This is a genomic window from Lentzea aerocolonigenes (genome assembly GCF_000974445.1).
Classification (GTDB): Bacteria; Actinomycetota; Actinomycetes; order Mycobacteriales; family Pseudonocardiaceae; genus Lentzea; species Lentzea aerocolonigenes.
On sequence record NZ_BBOJ01000004.1, the window covers coordinates 318,295 to 344,897 of the forward strand.

The following is a 26,603-nucleotide window of genomic DNA, read 5'->3' on the forward strand; positions in this document are numbered from 1 at the left end:
TCAGCGCCTCAGCACGACGGGAAGCGATTTGAGGCTGACCATGATGTCGTTGTGCGTGACCGGCGGCTGCTCGGTGGCGGAGCAGACCGTGTGCGGAAAGCGGGTCACGAGCTCGCGCAGCACGGTTTCGGTCTCCAGCCTGGCGAGTGCCGAGCCCAGGCAGAAGTGCGGTCCGTGGCCGAATGTCGCGTGTCCGGTCGTCGCGCGGTCGACGCGGTACCGCGCGGCGTCCTCGTGGGCAGCGGGGCACCGTCCCGCGGAGCCGAGGTTGATCAGCAGCAGTGTGTTCTCCGGCGCCGTGACGCCGCCGATCTCGACCGGCTCGGTGGTGATGCGGTGGGTGGCGTTGCGGACCGGCGAGTTCTGCCGCAGCGTCTCCTCGACGAGCACGGGCACCAGAGCGGGGTCTGCCGCTGCCTTCTCCCAAAGGTCGTTGTCCAACGCGTCGTGCACGACGTTCGCGATGAGGCCCGCCGTCGTCTCGTGGCCCGCTACTACGAGAAGGAACGCCATCGCCATCAGTTCGTCGTGGGTCAGCCGGTCGCCGTCCTCCTCTGCGGCGACCAACGCGCCGAACAACGAGTTCTCGTCGAGCGCGTGACTCGTGAGCAACGTGTGGAAGTAGCCGCCCAGCTCGTCGCTCGCGGGCTGGGACACCTCGGGCTCCATCGACATCATGGTCTCGATCAACGTGCGGACGCGCGCCCTGTCGTCCTCCGGCACCCCGAGCACCTCGCCGATGACGTGCAGCGGCATCGGCACCGCCAGTGCGTGGACGAGGTCGATCTCCTCGCCGACCGGCAGCCGGTCGATCAGTTCGGCGGTGATCGCCTCGATGCGCGGTGCCAGGGCTTGCACGGCCTGGCCGTTGAACGCCTTCACCGCGAGCGCGCGCAACCGGGCGTGTTTCGGGTTGTCACTGTTGAGCATGCTCGGGCCGAAGAGTCCGGCGAGATCCGTCTGCGTGCTGCCCAGCTCGGCCAGCTGGCGTTTGATCTCCCGTTGCAGGGCGTCGCTGTCCTTCGACAACCGCTGGTCCAGGAGCAGTGTGCGGGTGAGGTCGAGTCCGACCGTGACCACGTGCATGCGTACGCCGTTGGGCAGCGTCACGGCGTGCAGGGGTCCCTCTGCTCGTGCGTCGTCCTCGATCCGATGGTGGTCGCGTGCGCGCAGATCGCCGCCGGTCAGCAGGTTCGACATGCTCGGGGCTCGCCTCCAAGGAGATCGACTAAGGGTGTCGGTGTTGTGGCTTAGTGTGCTGGGCATGACGTCGTTCGTAGGCCGAACCGCGCAGCTCGAGGAGATGGCGCGGCGGCTGTCGGTGGACAGGGCGGTGACGCTGACCGGAGTCGGTGGCGTGGGCAAGACGCGCCTGGCCCTCGCGCACGCGGCCGCGGTGCACGGCTCGTACGCCGACGGGGTGTGGCTGGCCGAGCTCGCCCCTCTGCGCGACGACCAGGAGGTCGTGCGCACGGTCGCGCACGCCGTCGGCATCCGCGACCAGTCCACGCGCGACTCGATGGGCACGCTCGTCGGTCATCTGCGCGCGCACCCCCGGACGTTGCTCGTGCTGGACAACTGCGAGCACCTGCTCGCCGAGTGCGCCGGGCTCGTCGCCGCGCTGCTGAGCGAGGCCACCGAGCTCCGCGTGCTCGCGACCAGCCGCAGCCGGCTGTCGATCCCCGGCGAGTCGGTGCTGACCGTGCCGCCGCTGACAGTTCCTCCCGCTGTCGTTTCTACTCTGGAGGAGGCGAATGTCCACGAATCGGTCCGGTTGCTGGTCGACAGGGCGCGCAGCGGGCGCGGCGGCGAGTGGGAGCCGTCCGAGGACGACGTCCGCCACCTCGTGAGCATCTGCCGGCGCCTGGACGGTCTGCCCGCCGCGATCGAGCTGGCCGCCGTGCGGTTGCGGTCGATGTCGCTCGCCGACCTCGACCAGCGGCTGACCGAGATGTTCAAGCTCCTGAACCGCGGCTCGGCGAGCGCGCTGCCGCGGCACCGGACGATGCGCGCGATCGTCGACTGGTCCCACCAGCTCTGCACCGGGCAGGAACGGCGGCTGTGGGCGCGCCTGAGCGCGTTCCGCTCGTCGTTCGACCTGGCCGCCGCCGAGAACGTGTGCTCGTCCGAGGAGCTGCCGTCCGGGGAGATCGCCGACGTGCTGCACGACCTGGTCGACAAGTCACTGGTGATCCCCGACGCGGGCCGTGTGCGGTTCCGGCTGCCCGAGCCGATCCGCCAGTACGGCGTCGAGCTGCTCGGCGCCGAGGCACCCGTTGTGCGGCAACGGATGGCGGGCCACTACGTCGCCACGGCCGCCCACGTCGCGCGGTCCTGGTACGGCCCGGACGAGCTGGTGCTGCTGCGTCAGGTGCGCGCGGACATGCCGAACTACCGCGCGGCGCTGGAGGTGCTCGGCGCCGACCCGGACGCGTTGCGGCTCGCGACGGACCTGGCCCGCACCCGCGAGTCGTTCTACAACGGCTGGCTGCCGGAGATCCGGTCGATCCTGGAGCAGGCCCTCGCCGCCACACCGCCGCAGCCGGACCCGGCACGGCTCGGTGCACTGGCGGCGCTGGCGTTCATCGTGCTGTGCCAAGGCGATCCCGTCGACGCGATCGTGCGGGAGGCGCTGGAGCTGGCCGAGTCGCTGCCGCCGGGTCCCGTGCCGGCCGTCGACAACGTGCTCGGTCTGGTGGCCCTGTTCGCCACCGCGGACGCCGAGGAGGCCTTCGCCCGCTTGACGTCGGCGCGCGACGCGATGGCGGCGATGGGCCCGGACTGGGCGGGTGACCGTTCGATGGCGGTCGTGATGCTCGCGAACACCGCGGCGTTGCTGGGCGACGCCGAGCAGGCGCGTTCGTACACGAAGCAGTGCTACGACGAGCTGGACGCGGCGGGCGAACCGTGGCTGCGCCCCTGGGCGTTGTGGACCATGGCCGTGGCCGAGCTCCGCTTCGGCACCGCCGCGACGGCCGAGGGGTTGCTGCGCCGGGCGTTGCGCGACCAACTCGACATCGGCGACCGCTGGGGCCCGACGTGGGCGGTCGAGGTCCTGGCGTGGATCACCGCGGCCCTCGACCAACCAGAGCGCGCGGCCGAACTGCTGGGCGCGGCGTCGGCCATGCAGGTGATGGCGGGAGTGGGCGTCGCCGGCATGAGACCGATCGCCCTGCACCGCGCCGCCTGCGAAAGCCGCCTGCGCAGGACCGTGGGCGACCGTTCGTTCGAGGCCTGGTTCGCCCGCGGCGCCCGCATCACCGACTACGACCAGGCCGTGGCGCTGGCCCTGTCGCCCGGCGAAGGACTCCTGACACCGGCGCAGACCAAGGTCGTCAGACTCGTGGCGGCGGGCCGCACGAACCAGCAGATCGCCTCCGCGCTGCACGTCTCCGTCCGCACCGTCGAAAGCCACGTGGCCCGCGTCCAGCAACAGCTCGACCTGCCGAACCGCGTCACCATCGCCGTGTGGTGGCAGAAACAACAGCCGTGAGCACTACAGGGCGTCGAGCGCCCGGATCGACTCCACCGCGGGCAACCGAGGCGGCGGCGCGGCGATCGCCTTGCGCCCGAGCACCCACCCCGGCAGGTGGTGCTGCAACGCCGCCCGCCCCTGCGCCGTGATGTCGACCGGCGCCGCCATCCCGTGCTCCACGGCCCGATCCGGCCGCACCCACGTGATCCAGTGGCGCTGGTGGAGGACCTCCAGGTCGTCGGCGTCCCACTGCTTGGCGGGCCGGTGCTCCAGGTACCAGCTCGTGGCCCCGCGGTGCACGCCGCCCTGCTCTGCCAGCGCCAGGAGCTTGATCTGCTCCTGCGTGACGGTGGTGCTGACGGGCTTCACGGCCTTGGCCTTGCGCTTCACAGGTCGAGTCCTTCGGGGTGGCGGGCCCAAACGTCCTCTGGCAGCGATCCAAAATACGGCACGACCCGGCGCCCTCCAGATCTTGTGCGAGCAGTCTCACGGACAGTTGGACAAAGGACACGGCACCGCGTCGGCCTTGCTGGTCGTGCGAAACGGCTGCCCGTTGTTGGTCACCGTCTGCACACCGCTCCTCCCCTCGGTGGACCAGTCGAACTCGATCACCCACGTGCAGTCGCACTCCGAGGTGCGGGCCGTGACGGTGAAAACCTCCACCGCCGTGGCAGAAACGCTGTAGGGGAACTTGATCGGATCGGCCCGAACCCCCTGAGCCACCAGTTCAGCGGCCGCCCCGGAATCCAGGTCGTCGGGAAAGCTGACAGGCTGCCGACTGTCCAGGTCCACGGCCATGTAGTGCGCGTAGACCGGCTCACCGCACTGGCGGTAGAGCAACGTCCCCTTCAACGGCGGCCGCTTCTCCAAGATCTTGACCCGAACTCCGGTGATCGCCACGTTGCTGGTGGCCTCACGCCCCTGCGCCGTGACGGTGAACGCCGCCTCACTGGCCTGCGCACCGTCCTTGGAGTGCTCCCACGTGGCCCACTGCTCCGGCGACAGCGACACGGACGGATCCATGACGGCCTCCAACTCGGCCGGCGACTTCGGCGTCACCCACGACAGCTGACACCCGTCCACCACCGTCTTGACGGCCACCGCCAGCGGCTCGGACGGATCCGGCGCCGACGACGTGGAAGGCGCATTCCGCACGAGCACCACGGTGACCGAGGCCGCGATCACGAGGAGGCAGACGAGGATCATCACGGTCCACCGCGGCCCGAGACTCAGCACAAAACTGTTGCCGCGAAAGAACCCGACGTTGCCGTAGTTGGACCCGAGCTGGGCGACCGTCTCCGCTTCACCCTCGACGCGGTTGGTGGTGGAAGACGGTTCCTGTTCCTCGTGCACCGGCCGACCTCCTGCGCCGCAGCGGGTTCTACGCCCTTGCTGCTTCGGCCGAGATCATCGGGGTGTTACGGAATTCCACACGAGCGGGGTCCGGGGTCGAAGCCCGCCGGGCGGGGCCTGGGGCTTGCACCCCAGAAAACACTGAGGCGACGTGGTCTGCGCTTTCCGCAGACACACGCCGCCTGAGACGAATGGGCGCAACTGAGGCCCTTGCCCACCGGTCCTTCCCCGTTCAGCGACTGCTCGACATGGCCAGGACATGGGCAGACGGACAACCGGGCCAGGCTCACGAGCAGTCGAAGTGCCGCTTGATGACGCAAGCGACGTCAGCGGACATCGACAGGATGGTTGAGGCGTATCGGTCTGGGCTGACGGTTCGGCAGGTGGCCGCCGAGACCGGTTTCCACCGATCGACGGTTGGCAAGCACCTCGAGACCCGCGGCATCGACACGAGACAGCTACTGCTTCAGCCTGAGCAGATCCAGGAAGCCGGCAAGCTGTACGAGGCAGGCTCACGGCTGGAAGACCTCGCCCAGCTCTACGGCGTCAGCGACACGATGATCCGCACTCACTTGCTACGAGCTGGGGTGAAGATGCGGTCGGGTGGGCGGCAGAGGCGATGAACGACTTAGCTCAGTACGAGAATCCCTGCCGGAAGATGGCGTGCACCTCTCGATTAGACTTAGACTCGAAATAAATTGCATCCTCAGTAATAGCCAACGCAGAGCCAATCGGAAAACCAACTTTGGGGACCGAAAGTATGTTTTCACCCCTGACGACATCATCAACCACAAGCGAATGGCTGTCACCATCGGCCACAAGGTAGGCCAGAACATCTCCACGCAAATGAGGAAAGAATCCACCACTCGCCGAGTAGATTTCAGAACCTTCGAAAGTGCTGACATGCACCCGAGGCCTAGAGCTGCGCCAATCCACCCAGGCTATACGCTCTCCAGACGCGCTCGGCTGACTAGCTGACGCTAGAAGAGTCCGCGAAGTGGCGCCATCAACGAGGGCGCGCACCTTAACGACAACCTCTTCCCCTTCAAGCTCAGCCCACACAATATGATCGTCGGTGAGTCGGGCGCTATCACCAGCCTCACTAAGCTGTTCCCAACTCTCCCCCACCAAACTGTAGAGCCAAATGCCGCCGCCGAGGCCACCCTGAATGGATAGACCTTGAGCGGCCACCCAATCAGAGCTTATGTCCGTAGGCCCACCTGCTTCGGCGATGATTGTTCGTTTGCCGGTGGCAAGGTCGTAGAGCACGACGCCGCCGGACTGCCTGTAGGCAACAACCAAAGTCCCGTTAGTCTTGGGCATGTACTCGAACTCGCCGTCGGGAGTGAGCTTCTTGACTTCGCCTGCCCCAAGCTGTGCATGCACCGCCAACATGCTGGTACCCGGAACGCCTTGCGCCCAGACAACCACGTCATTGCTTGCGTCTACGTCACGCTGAAGCTCGCTTGCCGAAGTCAACTGTTCTATGCCCGAAATTGTCGGTATGCGCAACGGAAACATTCGCACACTCTTCGGAACTTTGAGCTTAAACTCTGCGTCCAGCACCTCGGCCACAAACAACAGAGCACCCTCGTACAAGTCCCGCGTGGTGGCCAGATCCGTGTACTGTGCGAAGTGCTGAAGATTATTCCTTCGCTCCCGGAGAACTTCGACCGTCGATGCCTGCTTATAGGTGCCGCATTGCCTCAGCGCATCAAACAGGGTAATAGAATTCTTGCCATTCATGATGGACTCGCCGCGATCCAGCAATACCGCCTTGAGCAACATCTCGATACCGAAATCTAGCGAGAGCACAACCTGAACAGCATCGGCATGATCTTTCGCCAGCGAGTGACCATACGCATGCTCGAATGCCAAGATGGCTGTTCTATAGAACTGTCTGACCGCTGGCTTCATGGTCATATTATAGCGGCAAGCAACCACTACCTGCATGTCAATAAAAATGGAGTCGACCAGGAAGCGCGACGCGCTTCCTGGTCGGGATCTCCGAGGTGATGCTCTCGGTAGCTACTCGCGAACTCTACTGCGACCAGGCGTGACGCAGGTTGCCGTTGGTGACGTCGAAGTAGAGCAACTTGACCTTGCCGTTGTAGGGAATCGCTACGGGGTCCCAGCCGACATTGGCGTTGTAGCGCCCGGTCGGCTGACCGCCAGCGCCATCGAGGTTCTCGAAGTGCCAGCCAGTGGCGTCACTGAATGCGTGACGGAGGTTGCCTCCTGATGCTTCGTAGTAGTAGAGCTGGAGCGTTCCGCCCAGCACCGTTGCGGTTGGCATGAGCCCGACGTTCGAGTCGTAGTGGCTGACCGAACTCGGGCTTCCTTCGAGATCTTCGAACTGCCAGCCTGTTGTGCCGTTGTCCCAGGCGTGACGCAGGTTGCCCCGAGTGCTGTCGTAGTAGAACAGCTGGAGCGTCCCGTTGTACGCGACGGCGGACGGGTTGTAGCCGATGTCCCCGTCCAGGTGCCCGATCGATCCGGGGTCGCCATCCAGGTTCTCGAAGTGCCACCCGGTCGAGTTGTCCCACGCGTGACGGAGATTTCCGTTGGTGATGTCACGGTAGAACAGATGCAGGATGCCGTTGTAGACGACCGACGTGGTGTCGGTGCCGATGTCGGCATCGTGGTGGCTGATCGAGCCGATGTCGCCTTCGAGGTTTTCGAAGTGCCAGCCAGTCGAGTTCAGCCATCCGTGACGCAGGTTGCCGTTGGTCTGGTCGTAGTAGAAGACCTGCAGTCGACCGTCCGGCGTGACAACAGCGTTCGATGTCGCACCCACGTTCGCACTGGCGTGCCCAGCGATGGCGCTCGCCGCCCCGTCCAGGTGCTCGAAGCTCCATGAAGTTCCGTTCGTGCTCCAGCCATGGCGGAGGCCGCCGTTGGTGAAGTCCTTGTAGAACACATGGAGCAGACCGCCATGGACGACCGCGGACGGCGAACCTCCGAGGTTGGCACTGATGCGCCCGTCGGAGCCGCCTGAGCCATCCAGAATCTCGAAGCTCCACCCGGTGCCGTCAGCCCAGGCGTGCCGGAGCTTGCCGTTTGAGGAGTCGTGGTAAAACGAGTGGATTGAAGTCCCGAATTGGATGAGCGCCGGCTGTCGACCCAGGTCGTAGTCCTGATGCCCGATGGAGCCGGGGTCGCCGTCCAGGTTCTCGAAGTTCCACGGGACGGGCGGTGGCGGCGGTGGCTCCGGACTGATCGGGTAGGCCGGTGACACGTTCTCGATGCCTGGGAACTTCACCGTTGCGAGTGTGTCCGACAGTTTCGGGCTCGGCGCGCCGCCGCATGGTTCGAACCAGACCTTCACGTCGTTGTAGTAAGGGCCCTTGAAGGCGTCGACCCACTGAGCGCCCATGAGCGAAACAGCCCGGTCTAGCACCTGCGCGAGGCCACCATTGGGTACGGTGATTCCCAGACACATGTCCCTGAGGATCACTTTGCTCACGGCATCGCCGGTGGCAGGGCCTGAGCCAGCACCGATGTAGATCAGGGCGTTCCTGAGTGCAGGCGGCGAGACACTCGCCAAGACGACGGTGCCGAGCGTGGTCGCCGTCCCCTTGATAACTGATCCCACGGCCGCGCTTTCGAAGCTGAAAATCGTCTGCATAGCGACTGTAGTGCCGCTACTCGTGAGACGAATCTCCATGCCGTTCGGCCCGGCGTAGTGGCGACCCCATCCGAACCAGTAGTAGGTAGGCGCCCCATCGTGTTCCACCGGGATCTGATGGTTGACGATTTGGGTGTACGCATCAGGGAACTGCTCAGCGTGAGCCGGGGTGACGAGACTGGTCACCGTGAGGATGACTCCGGCTAAGGCTGTCGCGAAGACCCTTGGCCTTCGTTTGAGCATCTGATCTCCTCGATCCAAGAGTCCGGGACGGTCCCGAACCTTGGTATTATCGATTTGATCCCAAACAAAGTCAAAGCATTGCGCCTCCACAGGCGAACAACACCCAGTCGGCCGATACTAAATCTCCATCGCCGGGACCGGCCGTCAGCCAATGGGATTGCACTCAAAACAAAGTAGCCAATCCTAAGGAACGCGAAGTTCAACAAAGCTACCGCCAGAACATCCTGCTCATTCCGCTTAAAAAAGTAGGCCCATGCCGTCACGGATGCTATCGTGACGGCAATCCAGATAGCCTCTTCTCTGCGGCTTCTCTGCGTGTGCTGGCCCTTGGCATCGGCCTTAGACAGGCTATAGCGATACTCAACGAACGCGTAAATCAATCCGGTTGGAACAAAGATAAACGCCACGAACGCCGCGGACGCTGAGTCAAACGGAGCTTTTGAGATAGTAGCCGCAATCAACACCAAGCAGGCTAGCATCCATACCAATGCTTCCCACGTGCTCTTCAGGAGGGCCGAAAAACTTGACTTCGCCATGAAATGATCTGCATTAAACTTCTATTATTGTGCTGGATGCAGACAAACACGTCAAACTTGGGCGTCTTCAGTGCCAACTCTCCGGATAAGGCAGAGTCGGGAGCCTAGAATAACGGCCGCTCCTCCAGAAGTTTCGAAACAACGTTCTCACAAAGGTAGACGTAGAGCTTGTACCCTTCCTTAATCCTATCCGGCAACTCACGGACTCGTTGCTCGAAACCGACCCTAAACTTCGCCAATCTTTCTCTCTCGGCAGGATCGACTTTTCTTTCGCGCTCCGCCATAAAGTCAAGCATGTCTTTGTTTCTTGCAACTTTCTGGTCAATTGAGGTGGTGTCACCATGACCAAATGTTGCCTGAAGAAGAAAGCTAACGATCAGCGAGACGATGAACATGTCATCAAGGCCGCTCGATCGCTTTAGTGTGTAACACTTCTGCTTGAATACCTCATAGTTGACGGGGTCGATCCGCAAGTCAGCAAGCGTCTCCTCATCATGAATTGGCTCGCGAACGCGGGGACGTATGATTGCTTCCCACAGCCAGCCGGTTATTTCGTCACGCTTCACCTTATCAAGCGCATCAAGACATTCGAAGAGGTAATCGAGTGTGTTCATCTGCATACGCTTGATGTACTCAAGGTGAGCAGGGTGCATTATATTCAGGAAGTCGAGCTCTTCCGCCAAACCATATTACTCAGCAGCAGAGGCTTTCCCTTCGACGCCGCTTCCAGGTCCGGCAACTCCCATGTTTTTATCCTGAATCTAGGCCTGTTGTTGGCCTTGTACTTTTCAAGATGTTCTTTCGCGGGATTAGAAAAAAAGTTCGAGGCTACAAGCAGCAGAACATCGGGACTCTCAGCTTCAGCCCAGGCTAGCGCACCCGCAATCTTCGTTGGCGGAACTCCTTGTTTGTAGTGTTTGCACTCCACAAACCATCGCTCTACATATACGGCGTTGTCAATTTCTGTCCGCACGAACTCGCACTCAATATCACGACCTTGGTCCGATGGGCTTGAGCTGAGCCCTGTCCCCTTACGCCACCGAACATTCACGAATCCCATGGCCTTGAGAAGATCGACGCAATACTTCTCAAATTGCGTTTCAGTGAGGTGATCGGTACTAAATTGCCTCACGTCCGCCCTCCGCAAAAGACGGCCGAAGAAGCGTCACTGCCGCAGGAGGCAAATGGGCAGCACTGAATCCCATCTGCGTGTTTTCGTGGGGTTGAGTCGTCAGCGGAGAGGCGGCTATACATGAAGGAATTGTACGCGCAAACAAGTGATGAGCACAGCCTTCATGCTGGCATCCCACTCCTACACGGAGTGCTTTACCGCGTCCAGTGCCGCCTGCCACGGGTACGAGTCCATGACCTTGCCGCCTGTTCGAGGCGGATGTGGCACGAAGCCGCCTTCCCCGAAGAGCACGGTCACGCCGGACTCCCTCAGCTCCGCCACACTGCGGTGGAAGACCCGGTTGTTCGCCAGCGCCGTGTTGACGAACGGCAGAACAGCGATCGGCACACCCAGCCCGGTGAGTTCGGCGAGCTGGGTCAGCACGTAGGTGTCGGCGATGCCGGCGGCCCACTTGTTGATCGTGTTGTAGGTGGCAGGAGCCACGATGACTGCCGCAGCTTTGGGCAACGCCGGCTGTCCGGCCCGCTGGTGACCGGTGCGTACTGAGTGACCGCTCAGGGCTTCGAGCGCGTCCAGGTCGAGGAAGTGTTCAACCGCAGACGGCGAGGCGATGCACCACACGTCCCAACCGTCAGCCTGGGCAAGCTTGACCATGCGGTCGATGTGGTCGGCCGGACCCGCGCCGCAGATCATGAGGTACAGGACGGGTGCGCTCACGCTTCAACTCCCGCACGATTCGCCATCTGAGCGGCGAGCCGAGCCGACTCGCCAGTGGTGTTGCTGAGCAGTGACCGCAGCAAGCCATGCGCTAGCGGCCGACAGCGGACTTCCTCGGGTGCGATCTGCTCAGCGCGTCCCAGCATCCGCACGGCCTGACGGTAGTTGCCGACACCGGTGTGCGCCTCGGTGAGATCGAGCAGGTAGTTCGACTGCCGCTCAGCCGACAACGCGGCCACTGCCTGTGGATCGATGCTCTCGGCAAAATCCAAGGCCTGGCCGCACTCACGGAGTCGTACCAAGGCTGACACCCGGTGAATCTGGGTATTGGTCAGACCGAAGAAGGTGTGGTGGTCGTTGTAGTGAGGCTCGTACCGCAGGGCCGCCGCTCGTGCCGCCTCGTGCATGTCGCGCGCCAGTTCAGCGTCGTCCTGCCCCGCAGCCGTCATGGAGGCAGCCAGATACAGCATCCCTTGTAGCGACAGCAGCTCGGCGGCGTTGGCATTGACCTCATCGTGCATGCGGTCGGCCATAGCCAACAGGGTGGTGATGGCCTGCGCCTGTTCATCGATGCTCGTCATGGCGCGGGCGACACTGCGGGTGGCCCGCGCCAGTGACCAGGTGTCCTCAATGCCCATGGCAGTGTGCATCGCCCGGTCAGCCGCCAACCAGGCAACGTCGTTGGCCTCGAATTTGAGGAGCATGGATGAAGCCAAGCGGTAGACCGTGACCAGAATGCGGTAGGCCGCCACCTGGTCACGGGCAGATGCCGTCTGGACCGCGGTTTGCGCTTCGGCCATGAGCATCGGCAGATGCCGGGCGACGACCGTGAAGCGTGAGGTCATCCAGGCGTGGTCCAGATAGGACGCTTGGCTGGTGACGGCTTCCAGGTCAACATCCTCAGGTGCTTGTGTCTGCAAGCCGGGATAGGCCGCCAGCGCCCGGCGGATGGACTGCACTTCGCAGGCGTCGACACATTGCCGTGCTCGCTGGGCGTGGGACTCGTCGGTGAGCACGGCCGGGTCAATCCCGAGTGCCTCGGCCACCCGCTCAATCATCGGTAGGCGCACCAGTTCACGCTCGCCGGATTCGATCTTGTCGAGCCACGAGGTGGAGCGACCCACCATGTCGGCGAACCGCTGTCGCGATAGCTTGCGCCGCCTCCGCCAGTAGCGCACACGCGCACCAATGTGCTCGCTTGACGGCTCCATGCTTCACCCCCTCGGCTCCATCGAAGACGGTTTCACTCTACCGAGCTGACAGTCACACATTTTGTACAAGCCGTCACGCACGGTCGCTCTAACGTCGCCTTCGGCACCCGGCGGCGGGTTGACAGAACTCTCCCCGAACCGCAGGCGAGCAGCCTCACGTAGCCCTCCCTCGCTCGTCTGCGGCTGGTATGTCCCCACCGCTGGGTGCCGCCAAACGCCCGCAACCAGGAGCACCGATCATGGCGACAACGCTAGCCCGCGTGATTCCGTTGGTACGCAAGGAAGTGGCGCCGCTTCCATCACTGCCTAAACCGGCCGATCTGTACTGCCGCGTCGTCATAGCGTTGTTCCTGCACACGCCACAGAAGGCTCTGTGGCTCTGCAAAACCTGTGGCGAGGCGTGGCCGTGCGCCCAGATGAAGCAGGCCTGCTTCCTGATTGAGGCGTTCTAGGTCCGTGATGGAAGACGAACTACTGCAACGACTTCGCACAGAAGCCGGATACCGGGCGGTACCGCTTCTCGATCCGGACGGCTACTTCGCCGGGCTTCACCTCCACCGCTTCTTACCGGGGCGGGTCATCGACGTGGTTCAGGTGTGGAACGAGCACTTCGACTACCTGACGGTGCGAGCACAGCTCGAGGACAGCTTTGGCGCCGCGGTGCCATTTGCGCCACCGGCGGCCCTTCACCGCGACAGCGGAAAGTTCGCTGAGGTGGCAGTCCAGTTGCTACCACCGCGTCCTGCCTCCCGGAGCTGGCCGACAAACCCGGCTGACACCTAAGCCATCTGTCCGGATGGAACCAACCGCAACGGAAAGGAGGTGAAGTATGGCTGAACCCGAGGGCTTGGTGCTCGGCGTCGAGCGGACGCCCATCGTGCAGGACCGCACTGAAGTGCAGTTGTCCGACGGCGCGCAGGGCGACTGGGGCGACACCCGTGATCCGTAAACCGCCAGCTCACTAGTTCGCACTCGCATGTCCAGGAGGGACCCCGCTCTGCCCACAGCGGGGTCCCTCCTGCTAAGCCGGAGGAGGACTCTCCTATGAACCATCATCGGTTGGTTGGCGCCATCGAGAAGGCGCTGTGCTGGGACGGCCCGTCAGAGCTCGGCGACACGTTCGCCCGAGGCAAGCTCGCAGATCGCGACCTGTGCGGGCGACTGCTGACCCCTACCCGTCTCCTCGACCTCATCATGCGGCGGAGCCTGACCGCCGCTCGCATCAGTTGCCTGCAAGACGGCGACTACGTACACCCACAGAACTACCTGACCACACGGGCGATGCGCCGCGCCGAGGCCATCCAGATGGTGGACATGGAACGGCTCGGCATCCTGCTTCGGGACGGGTGCACGCTGGTACTCGACGGCGTGAACGCCTACGACGCGACGCTGGAAGTGGCCTGCCGGGCGTTGCAATGGTGGTCGCGCGAACTGGTCCAGGTGAACGCTTACCTCACCACAGGTAGCGCGGCGGGGTTCCAGATGCACTGGGACGACCACGATGTCGTCATCGTGCAGGTGGCCGGGGAGAAATCCTGGGAAGTGCGTGGACTGTCGCGGCCCGTGCCGATGTACCGCGACGCGGTGCCGAACCCGACGCCGACGGACGAGATCGTGTGGAAGGGCACGCTCCAAGCGGGCGAGGTGATGCACATCCCACGTGGCTACTGGCACCAGGCGACTCGCCAGGAGCGCGGCGACGGCTTCAGCCTGCATCTGACCTTCGGGTTCCCGAAGCGCACCGGCGTGGACTACTTCACGTGGATTGCCGACGAGTCGCGCAAAGCCGAGCTGATGCGCCACGACGTAGACCGCTGGGGCACGGCCGGCACACGCAAAGAGCAACAGCTGGCCTTCACGGACATGGCAGTGCGGCTGGCCGCCACCCACTCACTGGACAACTTCCTGGCGGCACGTGAGTACCAGTTGTCGAGCGCCCGTCATGTCATTACGCACGGGCTGTTCGGAGCACCGCTCTCGGTCGTCTGCATGACGGAGTTCCCGCCACGTATCGAGCAGAACGACGACCAGATCGTCGTGGCCGCGGCTACGCGGCGCATTGCCTTTGCCCGCAAGGCGTTGCCTGCTGTCGAGCTGTTGACGTGTGGCAGGCCGGTCTTCGTAGACAAGGTGGCCGCGGCAACGGGCCTCGACGCGATGACCATCGCTGAGACGCTGATCCGCGAAGGCATCTGCGTCGAGGTCACGCCCGAGCTCGCGGCCGGATACGACGGCTTGCTTACCCATGAAGCTCCTTGACCAGCTCGGCCGCCCGAGTTTCGGCTGGTTCGAGCAACGGCCCGGCGTAGCCGGCGGGGGCGGCCATGATCTCAGCGCAGTGGTAGAGCTGGCCGAGCTTGCCGGTAGGGCTGTCAAGCTCGGCCTGGCATTCCCGGTACACGCGATCCGCCAGCTCGGGAACGGCGAGCGACGCACTCCACAACGCTGAGGCGTCAAAGCCGCGGGGTGCCATGCCCCAGTCCTCCCAGTCGAGGAAGTAGCAGTTCGGGGCGGTCAGGTTGCCCCAGGCGAGGTCGGCGTGAGCCGCCCTCCATTCCGTGATGGTGGCGTCCACCTCGGGGAAGACCTCGTGGATGGTGTCGCTAAAGCGATCCTGCGTGATGGGTTGCAGGTGTGGGGTGGCCGTCCGGGTCGTGGAGTGGGCGGCCAACGCCGTCATGGAGGTGCTAAAGGTCGCCCACCACGATTCGGACAGGTCCGGAGCAGTAGTGAGGGTGCCGCCAAGCTTCACGGCCTGGTCCGAAACACACTCCGTTTCGTCGGCCCGCCACATGACGCCGCGTTCGTGGTCAATCCAGGAAACGCCTTGGTGCCAGGCAGGCATCGCGACATCCTTGAGAACTGAAGCGCATTCAATCCCCCAGCCTTGGCCATCTATGCGGTCGAGACCTCGGACCTCAATGCGCACCCACGTACCGCGGTCGGCACGGAAGCCCAGCGAGCGCCTCTTTCGTACTTCCGTGCTGGAGTCGAATGCTGTCTGCAAGGTCTTCTGCGCACGGTCAATGATGTCGTCGCAGGCGGCTTTACGGAGGTCGAGAGACATACGAATAATGCTAGCGCAGATGCGCAGACAGCAGGGTGCGGGCGCACACCCAAATTAGCCACATTTAACCATGCCTAAAAGCATAGACGCCCGGCCTCCAGAGGAGACCGGGCGTATCGCTTTGAGGGCACACAGGATGCCCTTGAAGTCGCGTTGATGACGGCAGATATGAGCAGTGCGCAACCCAAGCGACGAAGCTCACCGCTTGCCGTCGGGCTCAGAGCTCCAGCGCAGCCACTCACGGTATGCGCGCTCGAAGTTCTCCTGGGACAGGAATTCCCAGAACGTCTGGGGCGTGTGCCCTGTCAGTTCCGGCACGTTGACCTGCAGTAGCGTGTACTCGTCCGGTTGACCAGCCGGGTTGCTGAGGTAGCGCCGGTGCATCGGGTTGGCCAGGCACATGGACAGATACGTCAGCATGACGGTAACTGCGGTGGTGTAGTCACCCTTCACCCCCAGAAAACCGCTTTGCTGCAGCCATCCGTCGTACGCCGACTGCAGGGTGTTGAACGACTGGTTCTCGAAGTGGCTCATCCAGCCGATGAAATCCTCGACCAGAACCATTACGTGGTCCGCCCTGAGTGAACCATCCTCGCCGGACATTACTGCTCCAACAGCTAAGGCTCATGCCCTTCATGAGTCCGCCCAAATGCCCGCATGTTGCCTGTAGGCATCTGGCCGTACTCCCGAAGATGAACCAGTGCAAATTATGCACATTTCATGCGCTTTTGTCAATTGTGTGGATATATCCGAATTCGCTCGGACTACCCGTGAAGAATGTCGTCAGAACTTAGGTTGATCCAGCGCATTGGCAGAACTGCAAGCTCGGCGCTCATCTTTACCCATTCTGCGCTGACGGTATCATGAAGTTCACTGGCTGCGGCAATTAGGTTGTGAATAGGGCACGGAACCCCTATTCCTTCTGGCGTACCACATTTGCACGCTTCGCTGAAGTGAAAGAACCTATTTTCCATGAGGCTTGCGTATTGGTTGACATCTAGCCCATCGAAAGGCGACGTCACAAACGAGCCGAGCGAAGCCGATCGCGAGCCGCTCTCTTTCTCTACAGCTAGACCGTAGACCACGTCCGCGTCTTCCGCCGGGAATGGAAACGTCTGCTTGAACCATGCAATTGCTTGTTGCGCTTGCTGAAGATGTACAGAGGAAAAGACGTCAGCATGGATTAGCTGCCACACCATAGCTGTCGTCAATAGCGCATCATCCTGACATGCCTGACACTTGGATGCGATCCTCCGTGGAGGCAGCTGGACGTTCTTCTTCCTGAGGTCGTCGCGCTGTTTGAGATATTCAGTCATGAACCTGATCACTGGAACCAAGAGCCCATCTAGCTTGAACAGCCAGAAGAACCGGTTCTTCCATTTCCAATAGATCATGTCTGCCGCCGGCTCGGTGTAGTCAGTTCTGAATAACTCTTCTGCATACGTTTGCCCCGGCCTCTCCTCCCAGTCCAGTAGTGATTCGACGAGAAGTGGGAGCAGCTCCTCTTCGTAGATCTTGCGGCGAAAATGCCCTTTAGCGATATTGGTCGCATGGCCAGGAACATGCATCCGTACCGTCTCGTTGTAATGAAGACGAGCTAGCTCCCATCGACGTTCAACGCTCTCCGTCCGGGTTCGCTCTGTTGCACCAAAGAGAAGCGCAAGAACCTCCGCATAAGGTCTGCGTAAATCTGGTTCACCAGTGGTGCCGCAATGTGGAATGCGCTGAATGGCACGCTGAAGTGCTGTCCGCAGAGTGTAAACACTGACCAGCTTTTTGCCGTAAAAGTCCAACCCCTTACGAGGGTTCACTTCGCTAACCTTCAGGACGTTCGTAAGAGACTTGAAGACGACAAGCGAATCGCAGACTTTATCAAGGGCGCTTCCTACTCTCACGATGTCTCGCAGCTCTCGTTCAAGATCCTTTTCACGCTTGGTCGCGTACACGCCGTATCGGCGAGGGCGGTCCTGATCTAGTCCTGAAGTCATCGCTGGGCCACCTTGTCAGTCCTCATCTGTTGGTCACGCTGGTCAGCAGTTGCCTCCACATGGCAACCAAGCAACCCACCCGTGGAGTTGGACGGGAAGCGACACCCCTTGGCAAGGGGACCACGGCTACCCGCTCCGCCTCCATATCTGAGAGGAACAAGGCATGAACGATCTTGAAGGGCTCAGCCGCTACCGCGCTGAGCTGATGATGCCGACAGCTCCGGACTACCGCGTCGAGCGGCAGGAGCTGATGGAGGCCTACCGGGTGGAGTTTCGCCTGGCTACCGCGCCACAGCACGCGAAGCGCGCGGTTGACGGTCTCGTCGAGCTCCACAACCACATCAACCACGCGGGCATCGCCCACCCGGCAGTGTCCGCAATGGCCCGCCGCTTCGAACTGGTCTACGCGGAAGCCGCCGCCGAACTCATCGAGAAGCGCATGCGCGGGCGGTACGTGTGACTCCCTCAGCCGGCATAGCAATGATTATTGCTGGCCTACTTCTCGTGGCAATCGGCCTCGGCGCCTGGGCAGCCGAACTCTACAACGAGCTGGAAGAGCTCAAAGCCGACGACAACCGACTGATACGCGAGCTTGTCAGCGAGATGTCGCGTCGCGTCGACTCGTGGGTCTACAACCACGACTGTCGCGAGTGTCAGCTCGAACTCGCCCATCGGGGACTTAGGAGGAGCGATTTATGATCGATCCCGTAGAGAAGTTGCGGGCACAGGTCCGCAAGTCCATCACACTCGTCTTACTGCTTGCCTTCTGCGCAGGCGTCGCACACCAGCTGATCCAACCGCTGGTGTACTTCCTCGGCATCGTATCGGCGTTGTTTCTGCTGCGCGGGCTCGTGCGCTGGCTCCTGAGCCGCCGATAGTCACCCGACAAAAATCACCATTCTTTCCAGCCGGGGCGGAGCTATGCCCAAATCCGCCCGGTGCGTAGCCGATTGAGAGGAGGTCACCGATGCCTCGCAAGAGCAGAAACCAGCTCGTCGACCACAAGGCCGACCTGTCCGAACAGCGCCTTCGGGAGGAGAGCGTTCGACTCCTGGCCGTCAGGCTCAGACGAGCGTGGCGCAAGCGTCTTCGAACACGAAGCAGCTAGGTGCTTGTTTCAGACTCCCGTTGATTAACTCACAACAGCAACCAGATTTTTCGTCTGGCGCTACCGTGGCCACGGTGCTTCCTCGGGTCATTTTGACCTATTGCAAGGCAAGACCTTTCCTGCGCATAGTAGTTACAACACAAACACCTGCGTCGTGCCACCATTGCGCGCGCATCCATCCTCACCACTTCTTTTCTAACCAGCCTAATCAAATAACCAAGTTGCTGACGGCGTCCAGATCAGCAGCCTGGCTCGTCGCAACCCAAAACATGGAGGAAGAGCGACTACTTACGAAGGGGGTTTCGTATGACAGACGCAATCGAACCGTCATCGGTACGGGTTACCGGTGTCGAACGCCAAGATCCGGCGCTGCGCAAGCTGGCTCGTGCATTCCTCGCGCTGGCTCGCCACCAGCTCAGCCAGAAGAAGTCAGTGAATGAAGCGCAGACCGCGGCGGAGCCACCGGCAACGGAGGTGGGCCATGGATGAGTTGGTGTGGTTTGACCTCTATCCGCCGCGCAGCCTCGACCTGGCCGCGGTCGTCGGGCTCATGCGCCCGCTAGCGAGCCGGCCGCAAGTCGGGTTCTGGCAGCGAACTCCGACGGTGGTGCTTGAGGCATGGATGGGGGCCGACTCGACGGAGTGGCTGCTCGGGATGGACCCGCAGCTGACGTCTACGATCCCCGGTCAGTTCCGGGCGCACCTGCCCAAGCTCGGGCTGCATCCGAGCGCGCACCCGCACCGGCCGCTGCCGCTTCTGGCCGCCGATGTGCGCCTGTCCAGCTTCGCCCATCCGTTGCGGCTGGACGTGGCAGAAGCCGTCAGCGCGGGGATGCGGGCAGTGGCCAGCATGTTGGAGGACGCCGAGGCAGCCGTACTGCAATGGATTCTGGGGCCTTCCTACGCTCGGGCCAGTCGGCCGGAGGTCTTCAACATGCTGGAGGCGCTTGGGTTCGAGAAACCCAAGGCCGTAAGCGCTTCGGACAACCAAGCCTGGCGCAACAAGACGACCGAGCCCCTTTACAGCGTGCAGGGACATGTGGGGGCCACGGCCGCGAGCAAGGCTCGGATGTTGACCATCATGCGGTCGGTGGTGTCGGCGCTAGCGCTCGCCGACAGTCCGCACTGTTTCGTGCGCATGGACGAGCCGAAGCCGCGGCGGCCGTACGACATCATCCGCGTGCACCGGCCCGCCGTGACCTGGTCGTCGGTGGTGAGCAGTTCGGAGCTGGCGGTGCTGTTGGGTTGGCCGCTCGGCAGCGTTGGCGACGGCGCTTCGCTTCTGGGCCAACCTCCGACGGATCTGTTGGTGCACCCAGAAGAAGCTCATCGGTACCGCGGAGCTCGGGTGCTCGGCACCCGCACGCACCCGGCTGACCGCGGCCAGCTCGTCACCATGCCTCAAGCCTCAAGCACTCACGGATTTCACCTCATAGGTCCCACCGGATCGGGCAAGAGCACCGAGCTGGCGCAACTGATCCTGGCTGACGCGACAGCCGGCCGGGGCCTGCTGGTGATCGAGCCGCGGGGCGACCTGGTTGACGACGTGCTGGCGCGGCTCCCCCGGCACCGGCACGCGGACGTCGTGGTCATCGACCCGAGCGAAGACGATCAGGTGGGCTTTAACCCGCTGGCAGGGCCGGAAAAGCAGGCCGAGCAACGCGCGGACGAGATCGTGGGTCTGCTGCGCAACCTGTTCGGCAGCAGCGCCATCGGACCGCGCAGCAGCGATGTGTTGTTCCACAGCTTGCTGACGGCCGCGCGCATGCCGGACGGCACGCTGGCCGATGTCCCGATCTTGATGCTCAACCCGGCATTCCGTCGGCGCGCCCTGGCAACGGTCGGGGATCCGCTGGTGCTGACGCGCTGGTGGGCCCGATTTGGCGGCCTGTCGGACGGTGAGCAACAACAGATCATCGCGCCGGTGCTGAACAAGCTTAGTCCCTTCCTGGCCCGTCAGCCCATCCGCCGGATGCTCGGGCAGGCGACCCCGCGTTTCTCCTTTGATGAACTGTTTCTGAAGTGCCCTCTGATCGTCCTCGTCAGCCTCAACCGGGGTGTCATCGGGCCGGAGGCCAGCCGTCTGCTTGGCGCGTTGATCTTGTCGGCGGCCTGGGCCGCTGCTCAACGCCGGGCCACGCTGCCCAAGTCCAAGCGGTTCCCCGTGTCGCTGATCGTGGACGAGTTCCAGGACTACGTCGGCGCACTGGACTTCGGCGAGGTACTGGCGCAATGCCGGGGCTTGGAAGTTGCGACAACGGCCGCGCATCAGCACTTCACCCAGCTGTCCCATAGTCTGCAAGCGGCCGTCACGGCCAACGCTCGGTCGCGGCTGTCGTTTCGACCGTCCTTTGACGACGCCCGCTTGCTCGCCGCCATCTTCGGCGATCCGGTCACGGCTGACGATCTACTCCGGCTCGGCGCCTTTGAAGCCTGCACCCGCTTGTTCGTCAAGGGCACCATGACGGTGCCGTTTGCGGTCAGGACCTTGCCGCTGCCTGCTCCGGAGCACGATCCGGCAGCGCTGCGGCGGATGAGCCGGGATGCCTATGCCACAAGCGGTTCCGGGCTGGACACGGTGCTGGCCCAGCGCTGGCACGGCGAAGGTGGACCGCCGGATGCACCGGTCGGCATCCGGCGGAGGTCGTCATGAGGACCGGCGGCGCAGTTCTCGCGCCTACCGCTCGCCCTGCCGTTCCCTCAGGTCTTGGACATGGCCTGATCTCGGGCATTGCTGCTCAAACACCACCGAGTGTCTGTCCGTCTGGAGGTCTCCTATGACTGACGGACTTGTACGTGGACGTGCCGCCCGGCTGCGAGAACGGCTCAGTGACCGGGACATGCAGGTCCTGGCTTCGCTCTACCAACTGCGGCTGCTGACCTCTCGGCAGATACAGCGCCTGCACCTGACCGAAGGCTCAGCCCACACGCAGTCCAGACGGACCCGCGCGCTGCTTCAACGGCTGTCGGAGCTAGGTGTGGTGGTGCGACTGGACCGCACGGTCGGCGGAGTGCAGCCGGGCTCAACGGCTCAGGTATACGGCCTGTCCGGTCTGGGCCTCGCCGTACTGGAAGTTCAAGGCCAGTACGGCGCACGCCGCCGCCGGGTCTGGGAGACCAAGCCCTACTTCATGCGCCACGTACTCGGCGTAAGTGAGCTGTGCGTCGGCCTGACTGAACTCACCCAGGACAGCCGTTTGCAACTGTTGGCCTTCGACGGAGAGCCGTTGGCCTGGCGGAAGTTCACGGGTGACGGCGGCACACCGGCGACGCTGAAGCCTGACGCCTACGTCCGCATCGGCATGGGCGAGTTCGAGCACAGCGCCTTCATCGAGCTGGACATGGCGAGCGAGAGCCTGCCCACGGTGCAGCGCAAGTGCCTGACCTACGTCGGGTACTGGCGCAGCGGCGCGGAGCAACAAGCCTTCGGGGTGTTCCCGCTTGTTGTCTGGCTCGTACCCGACATGACCCGCAAACACCGAATCCAGGAGGTGATTACTCGCCTCGACGCCGACGCAAGACGGCTGTTTGCCGTTGCGCTGCAAGCAGACGGGCCCGTCGTGCTGACGGCTCCGACGGAGGACGAATCATGAGCGCACGCGACCTTCCCCGGAACCAGATCATCGTCGGCGATGTCCGCACCCGGCTGGCCGAGCTCCCTGACGCCGCGGTGGACTGCGTCATCACAAGCCCGCCGTACTGGGCCTTGCGCGACTACGGCCACGAAGATCAGATCGGCTCGGAGGCCAACGTTGAAGCCTGGGCCGACGAGATCGCCAGCATCTGCACCGAGCTGGGCCGCGTCCTCAAACCCACCGGGGCGTTGTGGCTCAACCTCGGCGACTCGTACGCCCGCCACCCAGGCGACGGTGCCCGTAAGAAGTGCTTGTTGCTGGGACCCCAACGCGTGGCGCTCCGACTGACCCGCGCTGGTTGGCTGCTGCGCAACCAGGTGGTGTGGGCCAAGAAGAACCCGTTGCCGTCGAGCGTGAGTGATCGGCTGACCACTGCGCACGAGCTTCTCCTATTCCTTACGCGACAGTCCAGTTACTATTTCGACCTCGACGCGATCCGTGAGCCTACGACGGGTACGCCTTCCAACCGCCGGCACCGGATTGCAGCCGCCTATCCGCCTCGCGAAGCCGTCCCCGCGCTCGGTGCCGGCACGTCGCCACGCGTCGACCTCAACCAGGGTTTGGCGACGCTGAAAGCGATTGGTCGTGACAGCCATCCGCTGGGCCGCAACCCCGGCGACGTGTGGTCGCTGGCCACGGCGCGGTACCGCGGAGCCCACTTCGCCACCTTCCCGGTTGAACTCGTCCGGCGTCCGCTGTTGTCCACCTGCCCGGAGCGGGTCTGCTCCGTCTGCGACGAGCCGTGGCGACGGACCAAGCAGCTCATTGACGGGCGGATGTTGGCCACCGGTCCACTGAAAGCCGCGTGCAGACACACGAGCTGGCGGCCGGGTGTAGTGCTCGACGCGTTCATGGGCTCAGGGACTGTGGCAATCGCCGCCGAGACCTACGACCGGGACTGGCTCGGTGTGGAGATCAACCCCGACTACGCCACGTTGGCCCAAGCTCGTCTGGCCGAGTGGCGCAGCAAACACGAGAAGCCTACGCAAACCGCTCGTCGGTGGTCTGCGGCTGCATCCGTCATCCCGCACGGGGATGGCCAGCCGCAGTAACGCCGAGGAGGACAACGGTCATGTCTGATCCGAAACCAGACGGCAAGAACGGTGGGGTGAAGACGCTGGGCATTCGCCTGCCGGGCGAGCTGCACGCGCAGTTCGCGCTCGTCGCCCAACTGGACGGGCTGAACCTGGGTGACGCCGTGCTGCGGGCGGTGGAGTTCTACGTCGAAGCCAAGCGCTCTGAGCCGGACTTCGCCGCGCGGGCCAAGGCCGCGCTCGAAGCGATTGAGCGGGAGGCCGCTGCTCGCAGGTCCGCGATTGAGGACCTGTTCGGTGGCGCACCTGAGGTCGAACAGGAGCCGGAAGAGCCGGAAAAGAAGGCGCCAGTTAGCGGATCACGCCGCCGATCGGGAGCCGAAAGCTAACGCGTTGTTCCGGCAAGCATGTGTGACGGGTAGTGAACCGACGCTACCCGTCACCAGAACGAATGCATTTCCGATAAAGGACAGGATTGCCTTTCTTGGCACAGGAAAGAAGTCCTGAGAATATCAACAATAAGGGGAGATTTATGCCTTAATTAAGCCAAGAGGAGAATGTCATGCAAGATAAGCCAAGTCGAACACGGCATGCAGTTTCATATTTACGAGTCGCCTCGTCCAGCATGGACAATCCCAACGCCATCGACCGGCAACGCGAAATTTGCCAGAGCCTAGCTCACACCTGCGGCCTGGCGATCGTGCGGGAATATGTGGACATCGGCCGTCCCGCTCGCTTGTCACAACAGCCACAGTTGCAGCTCTTGCTCGACGACCTGACGCGACTACGGGATGCCGCCTTTGTAATCGTCCCGGATTACGCACGTCTGGCGCGAGACATAGCGCAGATGGACGACGTTTCGCGACAGATTCGCGCAGCTGGAGCGGAAGTCGCAACACCTTCTAGCACGCAGACAGACATGAGGTTCGAGCAGAAACAAGCCAAAAGCACAGACGAGGAGGTGCCCAATGACTAAGGACAGCGCAACGCAAACATCCGACAGTAACCGCAAGCAAGCCACTGCCCTCGAAGCCGCCACGCAGCGGGCACGGACTCGGCCGCCCCGCAACGAGTCACAAGCCAAGGGGCGGGCAGTACCCATCGCCTTCGTCTACTTGCGGGTGAGCACGAGAGAGCAAGCCCGCACTGGCGGCGGCATCGAGGGCTATTCCATCCCGGCTCAGCGTCAAGCCTGTCACGTCAAAGCAGTCCAGCTCGGCGCTGCGGTCGAGCGGGAGTTCGTCGACGCTGGAGAGTCGGGCCGGTCATCTGACCGCGACGACCTGCAGGACATGCTTGCCGAGATCAAGGTCGTGAGGCCGGACTACCTCATCATCCACAAGATCGACCGACTGGCACGGAACCGCGCGGATGACATCGCGATCAACCTGTTACTCAAGCGCCACGGCGTCACTCTGGTGTCCTGCACCGAGAACATCGATGACACGCCCAGCGGCAAACTCTTGTACGGCCTCCTCGCCGAGATCGCCCAGTTCTACTCAGGCAACCTTGCGCAAGAGGTCTTAAAGGGGTTGGTTCGCAAGGCCGAAGAAGGCGGTACACCTTTCCGCACCCCTCTTGGCTATCTCAATGTTCGCGAGACAGTCCAACGTATTAGCGTTTCTTCGGTCATCTTGGACCCAGAGCGCGCCGAGCTGGTGCACTGGTGTTTTGAGCAGTACGCAACTGGCGAGTGGAGCGGCATGGACCTCTTGCTCACGGCACGAACGAGAGGACTAACCGCCCGACCGTCAGTGAAGAACCCGGCGGGAGAACTTAGCCTGACGGGGTTCTACTACATGTTGCAGAACCCCTACTATATGGGAATCGTGCCGTACCAGGGGATCCACTACGAGGGGAAGCATCCCGCGCTGGTCGAGCCCGAGGTATGGCTCGCAGTACAGGACGTTCTAGCCGTTAACGCGCACGACGGCGAGAAGGACCGTACACACAACCACTACCTGCGCAGCACGATCTATTGCTCATTGTGCAAGGGCCGACTTGTCTACTCCGAAAGCACCGGCAATGGCGGCACGTATCCGTACTTCACGTGCGTCCAAAAGAGGACGAAGCGCAACTACTGTCGCCGGAGGGGTACACGGGTAGAACGCATCGAGAACGGCATTGCCGCCTTCTACGCCGGGTTCCGGATCAGCGACGAGCGGACTGAAGAGATTCGAACGAGCATCCGGGCCGAACTGGCGAGCCAGCAGACTGAGGGTTCGCAACGCATCGCCCGTGCGTTGAGGCGCAAGGACATGCTGGATGGTGAACGTCAGAAGCTGCTGCAGGCGCACTACGCCGGTGCCATCCCAACTGACCTGCTCGCCTTGGAGATGCGACGGTTCACCCGCGAACTGGCAGAAGCAGATGTAGAGATCCAGGCGGCAGGCGTCAACACAGTGGACCTGGAAGCGACCCTTGAGGCAGCTCTTCGCGCAGTGACCAACTGCGAGGCCGCCTACCTGGCTGCACCGAACCATGTGCGGCGGCAGATCAACCAAGGGTTCTTCAAGAAGCTGTACATCGACGAAGACGGCAGCGTTGAGGAAGCCGAGCTGACGGAGCCGTTCGCGGCCCTACTTGCTGAGAGCGCGACATGCACCTTGGCACCCGAACTTCCCGCCGTGGAGGCGGAAGGGGATCAAGGCACGAACGGCGGCATCGTAGCGTCCCAAATCGCCGTGCGACCGCTGGCACTGGCCGCCGCTGGTGGGGTGGCCGCCGGGCGTGATCTTGCGCTAGGGGCGTTCTGGACGGCAGACGACGCCGTCACCGAACGTAATTACGACACAACGCCCAGCGATTTCATTCGTCTGGGTGTTGGTGTGAATAAGACCTATATGGTGGGCGCGACAGGGATCGAACCTGCGACCGCTCGGGTGTAAACCGAGTGCTCTTCCGCTGAGCTACACGCCCCGACACCCGCGCCCGCACAGGGCACAGGTACCTACATCATGCCTTGAGAGAGGCTACGGCCTTCTTCCAGGCGTCCTGATCGCGGGCCTCACCGGGCGCGTTGACCTCCGCGAACCGGACCACGCCGTCCACGTCGACCAGGAACGTGCCCCGCAGCGCCATGCCGACGGCCTCGTTGAACACGCCGTAGGACTGGGCGACGGCGCCGTGCGGCCAGAAGTCGGACAGCAGCGGGAACTGGTAGCCCTCCTGGTTCGCCCATGCCTTGAGCGCGAACGGCGAGTCGACCGACATGCCCAGGACCTGGACGTTCTCGTCCTCGTAGGTCGCGATCTCGTCGCGCAGCTGGCAGAGCTCGCCCTGGCAGGTGCCGCTGAACGCGAACGGGTAGAAGACCAGGAGCACGCTCTTGGAGCCGCGGAACGACGACAACGTCACGGGCTGCTTGTTGTAGTCGTTGAGCGTGAAGTCCGGGGCTTCCGAACCGACCTCGACCGCCATGAAACAGACCTCCGGTGTGACCAAGACGAACCCACGGACGACGAGATCGCCCGTGG

The 26,603-nt window shown here is 63.0% G+C and carries 28 protein-coding genes, 1 tRNA gene and 1 pseudogene; 15 read left to right on the plus strand and 15 right to left on the minus strand.

Going from position 1 to position 26,603, the window contains the following annotated elements:
- On the minus strand, window positions 1-1,200 hold the full coding sequence (locus tag AOM45_RS09835; RefSeq protein ID WP_030465109.1) for a cytochrome P450: 1,200 nt from the start codon (window positions 1,198-1,200) through the stop codon (window positions 1-3).
- Window positions 1,201-1,264: 64 nt separating this feature from the next.
- Here AOM45_RS09835 and AOM45_RS09840 point away from each other — a divergent pair, with 64 nt between their 5' ends.
- Window positions 1,265-3,493: a LuxR C-terminal-related transcriptional regulator gene (locus tag AOM45_RS09840; protein WP_162185598.1), complete on the plus strand. Its 2,229-nt coding sequence runs from the start codon at window positions 1,265-1,267 to the stop codon at window positions 3,491-3,493.
- Window positions 3,494-3,496: 3 nt separating this feature from the next.
- Here the strand turns inward: AOM45_RS09840 and AOM45_RS09845 are convergent, their stop codons facing one another.
- Both AOM45_RS09845 and AOM45_RS09850 read right to left on the minus strand, forming a co-directional pair.
- Window positions 3,497-3,865 (minus strand): hypothetical protein, encoded by a 369-nt coding sequence (locus AOM45_RS09845; protein ID WP_030465111.1) that lies wholly within the window; start codon window positions 3,863-3,865, stop codon window positions 3,497-3,499.
- Window positions 3,866-3,961: 96 nt separating this feature from the next.
- Window positions 3,962-4,828: a hypothetical protein gene (locus tag AOM45_RS09850; protein ID WP_030465112.1), complete on the minus strand. Its 867-nt coding sequence runs from the start codon at window positions 4,826-4,828 to the stop codon at window positions 3,962-3,964.
- Window positions 4,829-5,211: 383 nt separating this feature from the next.
- Between AOM45_RS09850 and AOM45_RS50670 the strand changes: the two genes are divergently transcribed.
- Window positions 5,212-5,451, plus strand: coding sequence for a hypothetical protein (locus AOM45_RS50670; protein WP_156093548.1), 240 nt, complete (start codon window positions 5,212-5,214; stop codon window positions 5,449-5,451).
- A gap of 10 nt (window positions 5,452-5,461) precedes the next feature.
- Here AOM45_RS50670 and AOM45_RS09860 read toward each other — a convergent pair whose 3' ends face one another.
- From AOM45_RS09860 to AOM45_RS09880, 6 genes are all read right to left on the minus strand, one after another.
- A complete protein-coding gene (locus AOM45_RS09860; RefSeq protein ID WP_156093549.1) occupies window positions 5,462-6,745 on the minus strand; it encodes a hypothetical protein in 1,284 nt (427 codons plus the stop codon).
- A 124-nt stretch (window positions 6,746-6,869) separates the two neighbouring features.
- Window positions 6,870-8,699: a PLL family lectin gene (locus tag AOM45_RS09865; protein ID WP_156093550.1), complete on the minus strand. Its 1,830-nt coding sequence runs from the start codon at window positions 8,697-8,699 to the stop codon at window positions 6,870-6,872.
- A gap of 640 nt (window positions 8,700-9,339) precedes the next feature.
- On the minus strand, window positions 9,340-9,918 hold the full coding sequence (locus tag AOM45_RS09870) for a hypothetical protein (protein ID WP_030465116.1): 579 nt from the start codon (window positions 9,916-9,918) through the stop codon (window positions 9,340-9,342).
- Window positions 9,894-10,367 carry a restriction endonuclease gene (locus tag AOM45_RS53750; protein ID WP_162185599.1) on the minus strand — a complete coding sequence of 158 codons (474 nt, stop codon included), beginning with the start codon at window positions 10,365-10,367 and terminating at the stop codon, window positions 9,894-9,896. The genes AOM45_RS09870 and AOM45_RS53750 overlap by 25 nt, the downstream gene beginning before the upstream one ends.
- A gap of 180 nt (window positions 10,368-10,547) precedes the next feature.
- On the minus strand, window positions 10,548-11,084 hold the full coding sequence (locus AOM45_RS09875; protein ID WP_030465117.1) for a flavoprotein: 537 nt from the start codon (window positions 11,082-11,084) through the stop codon (window positions 10,548-10,550).
- Complete coding sequence (locus AOM45_RS09880; RefSeq protein WP_030465118.1) at window positions 11,081-12,295, minus strand: helix-turn-helix domain-containing protein; 1,215 nt, start codon at window positions 12,293-12,295, stop codon at window positions 11,081-11,083. Before AOM45_RS09880 ends, AOM45_RS09875 begins: the two co-directional genes overlap by 4 nt.
- A 260-nt stretch (window positions 12,296-12,555) precedes the next feature.
- On the opposite strand from AOM45_RS09880, the gene AOM45_RS50675 reads away from it, so the two are divergent.
- From AOM45_RS50675 to AOM45_RS09890, 3 genes are all read left to right on the plus strand, one after another.
- Window positions 12,556-12,747: a hypothetical protein gene (locus AOM45_RS50675; protein ID WP_162185600.1), complete on the plus strand. Its 192-nt coding sequence runs from the start codon at window positions 12,556-12,558 to the stop codon at window positions 12,745-12,747.
- A gap of 4 nt (window positions 12,748-12,751) precedes the next feature.
- Window positions 12,752-13,078, plus strand: coding sequence for a hypothetical protein (locus AOM45_RS09885; protein WP_156093552.1), 327 nt, complete (start codon window positions 12,752-12,754; stop codon window positions 13,076-13,078).
- A gap of 261 nt (window positions 13,079-13,339) precedes the next feature.
- A complete protein-coding gene (locus tag AOM45_RS09890) occupies window positions 13,340-14,554 on the plus strand; it encodes a JmjC domain-containing protein (protein ID WP_030465121.1) in 1,215 nt (404 codons plus the stop codon).
- Here the strand turns inward: AOM45_RS09890 and AOM45_RS09895 are convergent.
- From AOM45_RS09895 to AOM45_RS50680, 3 genes are all read right to left on the minus strand, one after another.
- Complete coding sequence (locus AOM45_RS09895) at window positions 14,535-15,362, minus strand: hypothetical protein (RefSeq protein WP_030465122.1); 828 nt, start codon at window positions 15,360-15,362, stop codon at window positions 14,535-14,537. The two genes, AOM45_RS09890 and AOM45_RS09895, sit on opposite strands and share 20 nt — an antisense overlap.
- A 198-nt stretch (window positions 15,363-15,560) precedes the next feature.
- Window positions 15,561-15,965 (minus strand): hypothetical protein, encoded by a 405-nt coding sequence (locus AOM45_RS09900; RefSeq protein ID WP_156093553.1) that lies wholly within the window; start codon window positions 15,963-15,965, stop codon window positions 15,561-15,563.
- Between the two features lie 161 nt (window positions 15,966-16,126).
- Window positions 16,127-17,308 (minus strand): hypothetical protein, encoded by a 1,182-nt coding sequence (locus AOM45_RS50680; RefSeq protein ID WP_156093554.1) that lies wholly within the window; start codon window positions 17,306-17,308, stop codon window positions 16,127-16,129.
- Window positions 17,309-17,513: 205 nt separating this feature from the next.
- On the opposite strand from AOM45_RS50680, the gene AOM45_RS09905 reads away from it, so the two are divergent.
- The 10 genes and pseudogenes from AOM45_RS09905 to AOM45_RS52715 form a co-directional block, all read left to right on the plus strand.
- Entirely contained in the window at window positions 17,514-17,810 is a 297-nt protein-coding gene (locus AOM45_RS09905) for a hypothetical protein (protein ID WP_030465124.1), read from the plus strand.
- A gap of 44 nt (window positions 17,811-17,854) precedes the next feature.
- Window positions 17,855-18,049, plus strand: coding sequence for a hypothetical protein (locus tag AOM45_RS50685; RefSeq protein ID WP_156093555.1), 195 nt, complete (start codon window positions 17,855-17,857; stop codon window positions 18,047-18,049).
- On the plus strand, window positions 18,046-18,228 hold the full coding sequence (locus AOM45_RS09910; RefSeq protein WP_030465125.1) for a hypothetical protein: 183 nt from the start codon (window positions 18,046-18,048) through the stop codon (window positions 18,226-18,228). The genes AOM45_RS50685 and AOM45_RS09910 overlap by 4 nt, the downstream gene beginning before the upstream one ends.
- A gap of 536 nt (window positions 18,229-18,764) precedes the next feature.
- On the plus strand, window positions 18,765-18,947 hold the full coding sequence (locus AOM45_RS50690) for a hypothetical protein (protein WP_156093556.1): 183 nt from the start codon (window positions 18,765-18,767) through the stop codon (window positions 18,945-18,947).
- Window positions 18,940-21,111 carry a type IV secretory system conjugative DNA transfer family protein gene (locus AOM45_RS09915; protein WP_030465126.1) on the plus strand — a complete coding sequence of 724 codons (2,172 nt, stop codon included), beginning with the start codon at window positions 18,940-18,942 and terminating at the stop codon, window positions 21,109-21,111. The genes AOM45_RS50690 and AOM45_RS09915 overlap by 8 nt, the downstream gene beginning before the upstream one ends.
- Before the next feature lie 124 nt (window positions 21,112-21,235).
- A complete protein-coding gene (locus tag AOM45_RS09920) occupies window positions 21,236-22,051 on the plus strand; it encodes a replication-relaxation family protein (protein WP_030465127.1) in 816 nt (271 codons plus the stop codon).
- Window positions 22,048-23,145, plus strand: coding sequence for a DNA-methyltransferase (locus AOM45_RS09925; RefSeq protein ID WP_063756953.1), 1,098 nt, complete (start codon window positions 22,048-22,050; stop codon window positions 23,143-23,145). The genes AOM45_RS09920 and AOM45_RS09925 overlap by 4 nt, the downstream gene beginning before the upstream one ends.
- A gap of 56 nt (window positions 23,146-23,201) precedes the next feature.
- Window positions 23,202-23,516, plus strand: a complete 315-nt coding sequence (locus AOM45_RS09930) for a hypothetical protein (protein ID WP_236703267.1) — start codon at window positions 23,202-23,204, stop codon at window positions 23,514-23,516.
- Window positions 23,517-23,689: 173 nt separating this feature from the next.
- Window positions 23,690-24,103, plus strand: a complete 414-nt coding sequence (locus AOM45_RS09935) for a recombinase family protein (protein ID WP_081901803.1) — start codon at window positions 23,690-23,692, stop codon at window positions 24,101-24,103.
- Window positions 24,096-25,028 (plus strand): annotated as a pseudogene (locus AOM45_RS52715) (recombinase family protein); the annotation flags it as partial. The gene AOM45_RS09935 and the pseudogene AOM45_RS52715, both read left to right, overlap by 8 nt.
- Before the next feature lie 81 nt (window positions 25,029-25,109).
- Here AOM45_RS52715 and AOM45_RS52720 read toward each other — a convergent pair.
- The 3 genes from AOM45_RS52720 to AOM45_RS09945 all read right to left on the minus strand — a co-directional run bounded on the left by AOM45_RS52720 (window position 25,110) and on the right by AOM45_RS09945 (window position 26,547).
- Entirely contained in the window at window positions 25,110-25,631 is a 522-nt protein-coding gene (locus AOM45_RS52720; protein WP_236703268.1) for a hypothetical protein, read from the minus strand.
- 340 nt (window positions 25,632-25,971) lie between these two features.
- Window positions 25,972-26,046 (minus strand) — tRNA-Val (locus AOM45_RS09940).
- A gap of 36 nt (window positions 26,047-26,082) precedes the next feature.
- A complete protein-coding gene (locus AOM45_RS09945) occupies window positions 26,083-26,547 on the minus strand; it encodes a peroxiredoxin (protein WP_030465131.1) in 465 nt (154 codons plus the stop codon).
- Between the last annotated feature and the right edge of the window lie 56 nt (window positions 26,548-26,603).

Bases quoted from the DNA above. Each gene is read 5' to 3' on its own strand.
- AOM45_RS09865 (WP_156093550.1), bottom strand. From the start codon at position 8,699: ATGCTCAAACGAAGGCCAAGGGTCTTCGCGACAGCCTTAGCCGGAGTC.
- AOM45_RS09880 (WP_030465118.1), bottom strand. From the start codon at position 12,295: ATGGAGCCGTCAAGCGAGCACATTGGTGCGCGTGTGCGCTACTGGCGG.
- AOM45_RS09935 (WP_081901803.1), top strand. From the start codon at position 23,690: ATGCAAGATAAGCCAAGTCGAACACGGCATGCAGTTTCATATTTACGA.
- AOM45_RS09835 (WP_030465109.1), bottom strand. From the start codon at position 1,200: ATGTCGAACCTGCTGACCGGCGGCGATCTGCGCGCACGCGACCACCAT.
- AOM45_RS09915 (WP_030465126.1), top strand. From the start codon at position 18,940: ATGGATGAGTTGGTGTGGTTTGACCTCTATCCGCCGCGCAGCCTCGAC.
- AOM45_RS50690 (WP_156093556.1), top strand. From the start codon at position 18,765: ATGACAGACGCAATCGAACCGTCATCGGTACGGGTTACCGGTGTCGAA.
- AOM45_RS09900 (WP_156093553.1), bottom strand. From the start codon at position 15,965: ATGTCCGGCGAGGATGGTTCACTCAGGGCGGACCACGTAATGGTTCTG.
- AOM45_RS09905 (WP_030465124.1), top strand. From the start codon at position 17,514: ATGAACGATCTTGAAGGGCTCAGCCGCTACCGCGCTGAGCTGATGATG.
- AOM45_RS09890 (WP_030465121.1), top strand. From the start codon at position 13,340: ATGAACCATCATCGGTTGGTTGGCGCCATCGAGAAGGCGCTGTGCTGG.
- AOM45_RS09945 (WP_030465131.1), bottom strand. From the start codon at position 26,547: ATGGCGGTCGAGGTCGGTTCGGAAGCCCCGGACTTCACGCTCAACGAC.
- AOM45_RS09925 (WP_063756953.1), top strand. From the start codon at position 22,048: ATGAGCGCACGCGACCTTCCCCGGAACCAGATCATCGTCGGCGATGTC.
- AOM45_RS09920 (WP_030465127.1), top strand. From the start codon at position 21,236: ATGACTGACGGACTTGTACGTGGACGTGCCGCCCGGCTGCGAGAACGG.
- AOM45_RS09910 (WP_030465125.1), top strand. From the start codon at position 18,046: ATGATCGATCCCGTAGAGAAGTTGCGGGCACAGGTCCGCAAGTCCATC.
- AOM45_RS09860 (WP_156093549.1), bottom strand. From the start codon at position 6,745: ATGAAGCCAGCGGTCAGACAGTTCTATAGAACAGCCATCTTGGCATTC.
- AOM45_RS09895 (WP_030465122.1), bottom strand. From the start codon at position 15,362: ATGTCTCTCGACCTCCGTAAAGCCGCCTGCGACGACATCATTGACCGT.
- AOM45_RS09840 (WP_162185598.1), top strand. From the start codon at position 1,265: ATGACGTCGTTCGTAGGCCGAACCGCGCAGCTCGAGGAGATGGCGCGG.